Source organism: Kitasatospora sp. CB02891 (assembly GCF_002803145.1).
Classification (GTDB): domain Bacteria; phylum Actinomycetota; class Actinomycetes; order Streptomycetales; family Streptomycetaceae; genus Kitasatospora; species Kitasatospora griseola.
Window position 1 is genome coordinate 1 of sequence record NZ_NNBO01000031.1, and the last position, 11,944, is coordinate 11,944.

9 protein-coding genes and 1 rRNA gene are annotated in these 11,944 nt (G+C 73.8%); 6 read left to right on the forward strand and 4 right to left on the reverse strand.

All coding sequences use genetic code 11. From position 1 onward, the window contains the following. Positions 1–89: 89 nt before the first annotated feature. Genes CG736_RS35645 through mtrA form a run of 3 tightly spaced genes read right to left on the reverse strand, consistent with a single transcriptional unit; the run spans position 90 to position 4,709 of the window. Entirely contained in the window at positions 90–1,955 is a 1,866-nt protein-coding gene (locus tag CG736_RS35645; protein WP_100590243.1) for an LpqB family beta-propeller domain-containing protein, read from the reverse strand. After that, complete coding sequence (mtrB, locus tag CG736_RS35650; protein ID WP_100590244.1) at positions 1,930–4,029, reverse strand: MtrAB system histidine kinase MtrB; 2,100 nt, start codon at positions 4,027–4,029, stop codon at positions 1,930–1,932. The genes CG736_RS35645 and mtrB overlap by 26 nt, the downstream gene beginning before the upstream one ends. A gap of 2 nt (positions 4,030–4,031) precedes the next feature. Next, on the reverse strand, positions 4,032–4,709 hold the full coding sequence (gene mtrA, locus CG736_RS35655; RefSeq protein WP_030459579.1) for an MtrAB system response regulator MtrA: 678 nt from the start codon (positions 4,707–4,709) through the stop codon (positions 4,032–4,034). 227 nt (positions 4,710–4,936) lie between these two features. On the opposite strand from mtrA, the gene CG736_RS35660 reads away from it, so the two are divergent. From CG736_RS35660 to CG736_RS35685, 6 genes are all read left to right on the forward strand, one after another. Beyond that, positions 4,937–6,022, forward strand: coding sequence for a glycerophosphoryl diester phosphodiesterase membrane domain-containing protein (locus CG736_RS35660; RefSeq protein ID WP_100590245.1), 1,086 nt, complete (start codon positions 4,937–4,939; stop codon positions 6,020–6,022). A gap of 5 nt (positions 6,023–6,027) precedes the next feature. Continuing rightward, positions 6,028–6,702 (forward strand): DUF4129 domain-containing protein, encoded by a 675-nt coding sequence (locus tag CG736_RS35665; protein WP_100590250.1) that lies wholly within the window; start codon positions 6,028–6,030, stop codon positions 6,700–6,702. After that, entirely contained in the window at positions 6,699–7,934 is a 1,236-nt protein-coding gene (locus CG736_RS38490) for a DUF4350 domain-containing protein (RefSeq protein ID WP_100590246.1), read from the forward strand. The genes CG736_RS35665 and CG736_RS38490 overlap by 4 nt, the downstream gene beginning before the upstream one ends. Continuing rightward, a complete protein-coding gene (locus tag CG736_RS35675; RefSeq protein ID WP_100590247.1) occupies positions 7,913–8,917 on the forward strand; it encodes a MoxR family ATPase in 1,005 nt (334 codons plus the stop codon). Before CG736_RS38490 ends, CG736_RS35675 begins: the two co-directional genes overlap by 22 nt. 81 nt (positions 8,918–8,998) lie before the next feature. Beyond that, positions 8,999–10,312, forward strand: coding sequence for a DUF58 domain-containing protein (locus CG736_RS35680; RefSeq protein WP_100590248.1), 1,314 nt, complete (start codon positions 8,999–9,001; stop codon positions 10,310–10,312). A 27-nt stretch (positions 10,313–10,339) separates the two neighbouring features. Then, on the forward strand, positions 10,340–11,599 hold the full coding sequence (locus CG736_RS35685) for a hypothetical protein (protein ID WP_100590249.1): 1,260 nt from the start codon (positions 10,340–10,342) through the stop codon (positions 11,597–11,599). Positions 11,600–11,725: 126 nt separating this feature from the next. Here CG736_RS35685 and rrf read toward each other — a convergent pair. After that, positions 11,726–11,842: ribosomal RNA gene (gene rrf / locus CG736_RS35690) — 5S ribosomal RNA — on the reverse strand. Positions 11,843–11,944 lie beyond the last annotated feature (102 nt).

Genomic DNA, 11,944 nt, shown 5'->3' on the forward strand with positions numbered 1-11,944 from the left:
CCCGCCGCGGGCGGCGGCCACCGTCGCGGCGGTCGCCCGGCGCGGCCCCGGGCCCGGCCGGCGCGGCGCGCCCGCCGGGGAGGCCGGGCTCAGCCCGGGTAGATGAACGCCGCGGACGGCCACTTGCTGGACGCCGCGTGCCACTGGTTGTCCTTCAGCCGGTACAGGCGCTGCCCGGACGCGTTGGTCGAGGCGGCGAGCACCGCCGGGCCGACCTGGTCGCCCGGCGCCCGGGCCTCGGTGGCGGACAGCGCCGTCATCGACTCGCCGCCCTGCAGCGGGGAGTCCGTGGACTGCGAGCCGTCGGTGCCCAGGAAGTGCAGCTGCTGCAGCCGGTCGGCCTCCTTGCCGAGCACCACCAGCTGGTCGGCGTCGCCCCAGGAGACGGCGGCGACCTCGGTGAGCTGCGGGGCGATGTTGCGCAGCGCGGTGATCCGGACGGTCGGGTTGACCGCGGTGCCGCCGTGCACCACCAGGCCGAGCACCAGCGTGGTCGGGTCGTTGCCGCGGTGCACCAGCATCGCGACCCGGGTGCCGTCGGAGGAGATCCGCAGCGACTGCACGGTGCGCCCGTCCAGCCCGTCCACGGTCACCGGGACGACGGTGCGCTCGCGCACCATCAGCACCCGGGACGCGGCCGGGTCGCGGTCGACCAGCCACAGGTCCTGCCGGCCGTCCCAGCTCGGCGAGGCCAGGCCCTGGCCGGGCTGCGGGGCGCGGCTGGAGACGATCGGGTCGCCGTACTTGTCGGTCTCGGTCAGGCCGGTGCGGTACAGGTTGCGGCCGTCCTGGCCGATCACCGCGACGGCGTTGCCGTCCCGGCGGACGGCGAGCTCGCCGGGGCGCGGCTGGCCGCCCGGCGCGACCTGGCCGAGCACCCCGGCGACCGGGGCCGGGTCCAGGCCGTCCTGGTAGCGGGTGAGCCGGCCGTCGACCAGCTGGATGTACGCCTGCGTGCCGCCCTCGCCGCCGGCCAGTACGCCGGGCGCGACCTGCGCGGCCTCGGCGGCGCTGAGGGTGCAGCCGCCCTTGGGCGAGGACAGGTCGAGCCGGTCCAGCTTGCCCTGCTGGTCCGCCAGGGTCTGGAAGAGCTGCTGGGCCATCTGCCGGCAGCCGGTCTGGTTCTTCCCGAGGTCGACGCCGTCCACCTTCACGGTGGCGATCCGGTTGTCGCCGGCGGTCGCGCTCAGCACCTTGACGCCGTCGAGCTTGGAGGACACCACCGGGCCGATCCACTGCGAGGGCCCGTCGGCGGTGGCCTGGGCGGCCTCGGTGAGCGGGTCTATCCGGCGGCGCAGGTAGATCGGGTCGGGCACCAGCACCGGGTTGGCCTGGGTGCGTTCGCTGGTCGGGTCGGCGGTGGCGAAGAAGTACCGGTGGACCGGCTTGTAGGTGTTCTTGAAGTTGGTCTGGTCGACGATCAGGCCGTCGGGGAGGGTGTCGATCCGCCACTGGCCGGCGTCGGGGCCCTCGCCGACCTTCACGAAGGTGAATTCCTGCTCGTAGTCGTCGGTGTACCGGGCCTGGTAGGTGTGCCGGCCGTCGAGCTCGGCGACCTGCTTGCCGCTGACGCTGAGGTGCGCCCTGGTGTCGTCCTGCCCCAGGACGGGGTGGCTCAGGCGCGGGGCGTCGGCCAGCACCACCACCTGCGCGTCGGGGCGCCAGCGTTTGGCGGCCTCCGCGGTCAGGTACTGCTTGGCGGTGTCGTAGTCGGCTTGGTCCGCGTTGGAGGAGTCGAGGAACCCGGCCAGCAGGTCGTCGGGGCTCTCGTCCTTGTGCGGGGCGACCGGGTAGACGTGCACCTGGACGCCGTCGGCGGCGCCCTGCGGCACCTCCAGGCGCTGCGGCGGGCCGCCGGAGGGCATCGTGGCGCAGCCGGTCACGGCGGCCGCCAGCAGTGCCGCGCCGCCCAGGGCGCGGGTCCGCCGCTCAGCCGTCCTGTCGTTCCTGTGCACCGGCGGTCCCCTCCTGGTCGGTGTCGGCGCCGTCCGGTGCGGGCGGGGCCGGCTGGGTCGGGCGGCCGCTGCGGTCCACCACGATCTGCGCGCCGGTGGCGCCGTAACCGGCGGCTCCGGCACGGACGTCGGACGGGTTCGCGACCGGGGCCGCGCTGGGCCGTCCCAGGCCCGGGCCGATGCTGAGCACCCCGCCCAGCCCGGAGCCGAAGGTCTGCCGCTCGGTGTCCGGGGTCTCCGGGACGGCGGCGGGCTCGGTGCCGCGCACCGCGCGCCGGTAGGGCGCGCCGACCGAGGCCATGCCGCGGTTGTGCCGGGAGTCCTCCGGCTCCAACCGGAACGGGGCCCGGGAGAGCTCGCCGCCGCGGGTGCGCGGCAGCGTCAGCCGGAAGTGCGAGCCGCCGCCGGGCTCGCCCCAGGCCTGCAGCCAGCCGCCGTGCAGGTGGGCGTCCTCGACCGCGATGGACAGGCCGAGGCCGGTGCCGCCGGTGGTGCGCACCCGCGACGGGTCGGCCCGCCAGAAGCGGTGGAACACCCGGGAGGCCTCGCCGGGCTTCAGGCCGATGCCGTAGTCGCGAACGCCGACGGCGACCGCGCCGTCGCCCGCCCCGAGCCGGATCACCACGTCCCGGCCCTCGCCGTGCTCCAGTGCGTTGACCACCAGGTTGCGCAGGATCCGCTCGATCCGGCGGCTGTCGACCTCGGCGATCACCGGCGTCTCGCCGCCGCGGATCAGCACCGCGCTGCCCTTGGCGCGGGCCAGCGGGTCGGCGGCCTCCACGACGCGGGTCACGATGTCGCGCAGGTCGACGGGTTCGGCGTCCAGGATGGCCGCGCCGGCGTCGAAGCGGCTGATCTCCAGCAGGTCGGCGAGCAGCGACTCGAAGCGGTCCAGCTGGTCCTGGAGCAGCTCGGCGGAGCGGGCCGCCATCGGGTCCAGGTCCTCGCGGCTGTCGTAGATCAGGTCGGCGGCCATCCGCACCGTGGTCAGCGGGGTGCGCAGCTCGTGCGAGACGTCGGAGACGAACCGCCGCTGCACCCGGGAGAGCTCCTCCAGCTTGCGGATCTGCGCCTGCAGGCCGTTGGCCATCCGGTTGAACGAGTCGCCGAGGCGGGCGATGTCGTCGGTGCCGGTGACCTTCATCCGCTCGTCGAAGTGCCCGGCGGCCAGCCGCTCGGAGATCCCGGCGGCCATCCGCACCGGGGTGACCACCTGGCGGACCACCAGCCAGGCGATGCAGCCCAGCAGGATGACCAGGAACAGCCCGGCGGTGGCCAGGGTGCCCATCACCAGGTTCAGGGTGCTGGTCTCCTGGTAGAACGAGAACACGTAGTACAGCTGGTACGGGTTGCCGTCCGGGCCGGTGAACTGCTTGCCGATCGCCAGGCCCTTGTTGTCGTCGGGCTTGGCCTGGCTGTCCGGCGCGCGGTGCAGCTTGACCGGCTGCTCGTGCGGGATGGACGGCTCGGCGGCGACCAGGGCTCGCAGCTCGGGGGTGATCGAGTCGGGCAGGATCGAGCCCGAGTAGCGGGCGCCGCGCAGGCCGGCGCTGGAGGCGCTCTCCTCCTGGCCGCTGGGCGCGATCGCGATCACCGAGTAGACGCCGGCGCCGCCGGACGCCAGGTCGGAGACCTGCTTGGTCAGCCAGGCGTTGATCCGGTCGCGGGTCGGGTCGGCGGTCGCACCGGCCTTGGCCTGCAGGTTGATCGCCTCGTTGATCTTGTCCTGCTCGATCTGGAAGCCGCCGATGGCCTGCCCGTGGGCGGCCTTCTGCTTGGCCTCCAGCAGGCCGGTGCGCACCTGGGCGACCACCACCACGCCGAGCACCAGCACCACCACGAAGGACAGCAGCAGGGTCGCCGCCACCACCCGCAGCTGGATCGAGCGGCGGTACAGCGCCAGCACCCGGCCCACCGGGTGCCGGAACTGGCGGATCACCGGCGCGAACAGCACCGACCACCACCGGCGCCGGCGCGGCCGGCCGGTGGTGGAACTCAGCACGTCGCCGCGCACAGCAGCCTCCCCGCCGGAGGTCTCGTCCGACGGGGAGGCGGCGGCCTGCTCCTCGCTCATCCTCAGCTGGGCCCGGCCTTGTAGCCGACGCCGCGAACCGTGACCACGATCTCCGGGCGCTCCGGGTCCTTCTCGATCTTGGAGCGCAGGCGCTGCACGTGCACGTTGACCAGCCGGGTGTCGGCGGCGTGCCGGTAGCCCCAGACCTGCTCCAGCAGCACCTCGCGGGTGAACACCTGCCAGGGCTTGCGGGCCAGCGCGACCAGCAGGTCGAACTCCAGCGGGGTCAGCGGGATGCCGCGGCCCTCGCGCTTCACCGAGTGCCCGGCGACGTCGATCACCAGGTCACCGATGGTCAGCTGCTCCGGCGTGGGCTCCTCGGCCCGCCGCAGTCGGGCCCGGACCCGGGCGACCAGTTCCTTGGGCTTGAACGGCTTCGTCACGTAGTCGTCGGCGCCGGACTCCAGACCGACCACGATGTCGACCGTGTCGGTCTTCGCGGTCAGCATGACGATCGGAATGCCCGACTCGGCCCGGATCTGGCGGCACACGTCGATGCCGTCCCGCCCGGGCAGCATCAGGTCGAGCAGTACGAGGTCCGGCTTGGTCTCCCGGAAGGCGGCCAGCGCCTTGTCCCCGTCCGCGACGAAAAACGGCTCAAAACCCTCACCACGCAGCACAATGCCGAGCATCTCGGCCAGTGCGGTGTCGTCATCGACGACGAGGACACGTCCCTTCATGGCTCCATCTTCTCATCACCCGAATGTGACCTGACGCACAGCTGTTCCGTCCCCGGCCCCCCGGCCGTCGGCCGAACCAGTCATACCATCGCAAAGGTATCGGCTTTGCGGCCTTGCTCGGACCGTTGCCGATCAGCAACGGGATACCCCTGGGGTGCGCGTGCGCACCATGGCACGATGGGCCCCCGAAGCACCCGCGCCAAGGGTGCCCCGACGAGGAGCGTCGATTGTCCGAGACCCCGGGTTGGACCTCACCCGGTTCTCCCGAGCCCGCGCCCGGCCCGTCCGAATCCGGCCACCAGGCTCCCCCGGTCCCCCAGACCACCGCCGCACCCGCACCGCCGCACCCCGGCCCGGCCGTGCCGCCCGGCCCGACGCCCGGCCCCGGCATCATCCCGCTGCGCCCCCTCGGCTTCGGCGAACTGATGGACGGCGCGTTCGCCCTCGTCCGCCGGTACTGGAAGACCGCCTTCGGACTCAGCCTGGTCCTCGCCTGCGTGCTCGAACTCGTCCAGGCCGGCGTCTCCTGGTGGCTCCACACCTCCGGCACCCGCACCGAAGCCATGTTCGACGGCTACTACACGATGCCGCTCGAAATGCTCGCCGGCGTGATCTCCACCGGACTGCTCACCCCCGTCATCGGCAACAGCCTGCTCGGCCGTGACACCACGCCCAAGCAGGCCTGGGCGCAGGCCCGGCCGCACCTCGGCCGACTGACCGGCCTGGCCCTGCTGCAGACCGCGATCCTGCTCGGCTCGCTCGCCGTGCCGCTGGTCCCGATCTTCGCGCTGACCGGCGCCACCATGCAGCCCGCCCTGCTGCTGCTCGTGCCGCCCGCCGTGCTGCCCGCGGTCTTCCTGTGGGTCAAGGTCTCCTTCGCCGCCCCCGCGCTGATCCTGGAGCGGCAGAGCGTCGTCGGCGCCCTCAAGCGCTCCTGGCACCTGGTCCGCGGCTCCTGGTGGCGGATGTTCGGCACCATGCTCGTGTTCGGCATCGCCGTCGGCCTGCTCGCCGCGGTGCTCACCGTCCCCGGCGCGATCATCACCCTGCTGATCGGCGGCGGCCCCGCCGACATCTACGCCACCGACGGCGAGGCCGCGATCGGCATCGGCGTCATGGCGGTCTGCGGCGTCCTCGCCAAGACCCTCACCATCCCGCTCACCGGCAACATGATCGGCCTGCTCTACATCGACCAGCGGATCCGCCGCGAGGCGCTCGACCTCGAACTCGCCCGCGCCGCCGGCCTGCCCGGCCAGTGGACGCCCGCCGCCGGCGCGCCCGTCCCGGGCCAGTACCCCCCGCCGGGGGCCTGACCGCCATGGGACTCCGGGGGGGACGGGCGCTGCTCGCGGACGGCGTCCCGGTCACCGTGCCGCGCGACGCCGCCCGCGACGCCGCGCACGAAGAACTCCGCAAGGCCGTCTACCACCAGCACGAACCCGGCCTGGTCGACCGCTTCATCACCTGGATCCAGGACCAGCTCGACCACCTGTTCAACGGCGTCGGCGGCCCGCTCGGCGGCGGCGACGGCGCCGCCCTGGTGGTGCTGATCGTCCTCGCCGCGATCATCGCCGTACTGCTCTGGCGACGCTACGGCGCGCCCCGCCGCGAGGCCCGCTCCGCCGGCCGGCTGTTCGCCGCCGACGGGCCGCGCAGCGCCGCCCAGCACCGCGCCGACGCCGCCGCCCACGCCGAACGCGGCGCCTGGGCCGACGCCGTCCGCGAGCAGATGCGCGCCCTGGTCCGCGGCCTGGAGGAACGCACCGTCCTCGACCCGCGCCCCGGCCGCACCGCCGACGAGGCAGCCGCCGAAGCCGGCCGCGCCCTGCCCGAGCGCGCCCGCGAACTCGCCTCCGCAGCACGGCTGTTCGACGACATCGCGTTCGGCGAACGGACCGCCGACGAAGCCTCCTACCGGCTCCTCGCCGACCTCGACCGCGCCCTCGAACGCACCCGCCCCACGCCCGTGGCGGCCGGCGGAGGAACCGCATGACCACCACCGCACCCCCGCCCGCCACCGCCGAACCCGCGGAACAGCCCGCCGTCGAACCGGCCGCCGCCGCACCCCGCACCACCCTGCGCACCCTGTGGCGGCGCTGGCGCTGGCGGCTGCTCGCCGGCCTCGCCCTGCTGCTGGTCGGCGCGATGGTCGCCGGCATACCCGGCACCAACGGCTACGGCCCGTTCGACCCCCGCTCCGGCGACGTCGACGGCACCCGCGCCGCCGACCAGATCCTCCAGCGGCACGGCGTCACCAGCCGCACCGCCGCCACCGAGAGCGATCTCGTCGCGGCCCTGCGCGCCGACGACACCACCGTCGTCCTCGGCCACTCCGACCAGCTGCCCCGCGAGGAACTCGCCCGGCTCGCCGCGCTCACCCGCGGCGCCAACAGCCGGCTGGTGCTGGTCGCCCCCGACCAGCCCGTCCTGAACGCCTTCACCCCCGGCATCTCCACCTACTACTCCGCGATCGACACCACCGCCGTCCCGCCCGCCTGCACGCTGCCCGAGGCCGTCAACGCCGGCGCCGCCCAACTCGGCGGCCGGAGCTACGACCCCGCCGCCCGCGACGTCGGCTGCTACCCGCACGGCAGCTCCCGCCTGGGCCTGGTCAGCCGCACCACCGGCACCCAGCAGGTGATCGTCGTCGGCACCGAGTGGCCGTTCACCAACGCCCACCTCGACCAGGACGGCAACGCCGCCCTCGTCCTCGGCCTGCTCGGCGCCCACCACCGGCTGGTCTGGCAGACCCCCGACCTGACCACCTCGGTCGCCCCCGCCGAGCAGCGCAGGAGCTTCGACGAGCTGATCCCCGACGGCTGGAACTGGGGCGCCCTGCAGCTCCTCCTCGCCGCGCTGCTCGCCGTCGTCTGGCGCGCCCGCCGCCTCGGCCCGGTGCTCAGCGAACGGCTGCCCGCCGTGGTCCGCGCCTCCGAGACCACCGAAGGCCGCGCCCGGCTCTACCACCGCGCGAACGCCCGCGGCCACGCCGCCGAGACCCTGCGCCGCGCCGCCCGCCGACGGGCCGCCGCCGCCCTCGGCCTCCCGCACACCTCCGGGGACCCCGACCCGGCCGCCCTCACCGAGGCCGCCGCCGCCCGGCTCGGACGCCCCGCCGCCGACCTCCAGCAGCTGCTGTACGGCCCGGCCCCCACCGACGACGCCGCCCTGCTGCGGCTCGCCGACGACCTCGACGACATGGAATGGCAGGTACGACAGCCGTGACCGACCAGCTCTACAAGACCGACCCCGGCCAGACCCGTGACGCCCGCACCGCCCTCACCGGCCTGCGCGACGAGATCGGCAAGGCCGTGGTCGGCCAGGACGCCGCCGTCACCGGCCTGGTCGTCGCCCTGCTCTGCGGCGGCCACGTCCTGCTCGAAGGCGTCCCCGGCGTCGCCAAGACCCTGCTGGTCCGCACCCTCGCCACCGCCCTCGACGTCGAGACCAAGCGCATCCAGTTCACCCCCGACCTGATGCCCGGCGACGTCACCGGCTCCCTGGTCTACGACACCCGCACCGCCGAGTTCTCGTTCCAGCCCGGCCCGGTCTTCACCAACCTGCTGCTCGCCGACGAGATCAACCGCACCCCGCCGAAGACCCAGGCCGCCCTGCTGGAGGCCATGGAGGAGAAGCAGGTCACCGTCGACGGCGAACCCCGCAAGCTCCCCGAGCCGTTCCTGGTCGCCGCCACCCAGAACCCCGTCGAGTACGAGGGCACCTACCCGCTGCCCGAGGCCCAGCTCGACCGCTTCCTGCTCAAGCTGATCCTCCCGCTGCCCACCCGCGAGCAGGAGTTCCAGGTCCTCGCCCGGCACGCCGGCGGCTTCGACCCCCGCGACCTCGCCGCTGCCGGCGTCCGCCCCGTCGCCGGACCCGCCGACCTGGCCACCGCCCGCGCCGAGATCCGCGCCCTCACGGTCTCCCCCGAGATCCTCGCGTACATCGTCGACCTGGTCCGCGCCACCCGGCAGTCGCCCTCGCTCGCCATGGGCGTCTCGCCCCGCGGCGCCACCGCACTGCTCAACACCTCCCGCGCCTGGGCCTGGCTGGCCGGCCGCGACTACGTCACCCCCGACGACGTCAAGGCCCTCGCCCTGCCCACCCTCCGGCACCGCATCCAGCTCCGCCCCGAGGCCGAGATGGAAGGCACCACCGCCGACAGCGTCATCCAGGCCGTCCTCGCCCAGACGCCCGCACCGCGCTAGCCGCCACCGCCCCGGGGGAGAGCGCGCCGCCCGCCTCTCCCCCTCAGCGTCCACCGTTCCAGAAAGCGAGCCCAGCACCCCATGGCCCTGACCGGCCGCACGGCCCTCATCGCCGCCCTCGGCGCCCTCCTGGTCGGCCTCGTGCTCCCCTCCTGGACCGGCATCGGCGTGGTCATGCTGCCGCTGCTCGCCGCGATCGTCGCCGACCTGGTGCTCGCCGCCCCCGTCCGCCGCCTCACCCTGGAACGGTCTGGCGACCCCAGCGTCCGCCTCGGCGAGACCGTCGGCGTCGACCTGCTCGTCGCCAACCCGTCCCGCCGCCCGCTGCGCGCCCGGATCCGCGACGCCTGGTACCCCTCCGCGTGGGCCCCCGGCACCTCGCTCACCGCCTCCCGGCACTCCGTCACCGTCCCCGCCGGAGAACGCCGCCGCCTCACCACCCGGCTCGCCCCCACCCGGCGCGGCGACCACCACAGCGGACGCGTGACCATCCGTTCCCTCGGCCCGCTCGGCCTGGCCGGCCGCCAGGCCACCCTCGACGCCCCCTGGCGGGTCCGCGCCCTGCCGCCCTTCGCCAGCCGCAAGCACCTCCCGTCGCGCCTCGCCCGTCTGCGCGAACTCGACGGCCGCACCTCCGTCCTGACCCGCGGTCAGGGCACCGAGTTCGACTCGCTGCGCGAATACCTCCCCGGCGACGACGTCCGTTCCATCGACTGGCGCGCCAGCGCCCGCCGCAGCGTCGTCGCCGTCCGCACCTGGCGGCCCGAACGCGACCGGCACGTCCTCATCGTCCTCGACACCGGCCGCACCTCCGCCGGCCGCGTCGGCGACGCCCCCCGCCTGGACGCCGCCCTCGACGCCGCCCTGCTGCTCACCGCCCTCGCCACCAAGGCCGGCGACCGGGTCGACCTGCTCGCCCACGACCGCCACCGCCGCACCGCCGTCGCCGGACGCTCCCCCTCCGAGATCCTCCCCGCCTTCACCGACGCGATGGCCCTCCTGGAACCCGCCCTGATCGAGACCGACCTGCGCGCCATGGTCTCCACCGCCCTCCGGATGGCCCCCCACCGCTCCCTGATCGTCCTCCTCACCGGCCTCGACGCCCACCAGATCGAGGACGGCCTGCTCCCCCAGCTCCCCCTCCTCACCAAGCGCCACGAGGTCGTCCTGGCCTCCGTCGCGGACCCCCGCCTCGACCAGCTGGTCAACGCCCCCCGCACCACCGTCCGCGACGTCTACGGCGCCGCCGCCGCCGAACAGACCCGGGCCGACCGCCGCCGCACCGCAGACCTCCTCACCCGCCGCGGCATCACCGTCCTCGACGCCCCGCCCGAGTCCATCGCCCCCGCCCTCGCCGACACCTACCTCACCCTCAAGGCCGCCGGCCGGCTCTGACCCGCCCCGGCCCACTCAGGAGCCGCGTTGAACACCGACCTTCAGCTGATCAACGACGGCGACGGCCTGGCGGTCATCGGAGACCCCACCGCCGTCGAACGGTTCCTGGTCTCCGAAGGCCTGCCGTCCCGGGACCTCGGACTGGCACGGCTCGGCTCGGCCTTCAACGCCACGGCGGGCGCCACCCAGGTCGGCTCCGAGATCGCGGCCAACTCGGGCCGCTGGGTGAAGCTGACCAAGGAGTCCGCCCAGGCCCTCAGCAAGCACCCGCTGATGAAGGGCTCGACCGCCGACACCAGCCGGGCCGTGCTCACCGAGAACGGCAAGATCAAGGGAATCCTCCAGCTGGTGCGGACACCCGGCTCGATGCTGTCCAACCCGGCCCTGCTGGCAGGCGCCGCAGGCCTCATGGCACAGCTCGCCATGCAACAGACCATGGACGAGATCACCGACTACCTCGCCGCGATCGACGAGAAGGTCGACGACGTGCTCCGCGCCCAGAAGGACGCGGTACTGGCGGACATGATCGGAGCCGGCTTCGTCATCGAAGAGGGCCTGACCGTCCGGGACCAGGTCGGCCGGGTCTCCGACGTCACCTGGTCGAAGGTGTCGCTCACCTCGATCACGATCGCCCGCACCCAGGCCTACGCACTGCGCCAACTCGACGCGCTCGCCGAGAAGTTGGAGAACAAGAGCAAGATCGGCGACCTCGCCAAGGCCGCCAAGGACGCCGAGACCACCACCCGGGAGTGGCTCGCCGTACTGGCCCGCTGCTTCCAACTGCAGGACGCGATCGCCGTCCTGGAACTCGACCGCGTCCTGGACACCTCCCCGGACGAACTCGACCTGCACCGCCTCGCGATCCGCGCCGCCCGGCAGAACCGGGTGGAGCTCATCTCCCGGTGCACCGAGCGCCTCCTGGCCCGCATCGACGCGGCCGTCGACACCGCCAACACCAAGGTCCTGCTGCACCCGACCGCCTCCCCCGCCGTGGTCAACTCGGGCAACCAGGTCGCCACCACCGTCCACGACTTCCGCGGCCGGCTCGGCATCGAACGCGATCGGAAGTCGTCGGACGCCAGGCGCTGGGTGGACGCGGCCGGCGAGACGAGGGACCGGATGCTCGAAACCGGCGCCGAAGGCGTCGACGCCGCCAGGCGCATCGGGGCCGAGACCCTCGACCGCGCCAAAGCGGTGACGGGCAAGCTTTCGACCGGGATCGGGATCGCCGGACGGGCGCTCCGCCGCCGCGGAGACGGCGAGACGGAGACGGCCAAGGAGGTCTGAGCCCTGCCGGTCTCCGGGCCGGCGGGCTCCTGGCTCGCCGGCCTTTCGGCTTCCCGCTGCCGAATCCGCGTCCGGAAATGCAGAAAGGGCCCCAGCCATGTGGCTGGAGCCCTTTCCAGAAGAATTGTTCGGCGGCGTCCTACTCTCCCACAGGGTCCCCCCTGCAGTACCATCGGCGCTGTGAGGCTTAGCTTCCGGGTTCGGAATGTAACCGGGCGTTTCCCTCACGCTATGACCACCGAAACACTATGAAACTGTCGAACCGGAACCCGTTGGTGAACGGGGTTCTGTTCGTGGTTTCAGAACCAACACAGTGGACGCGAGCAACTGAGGACAAGCCCTCGG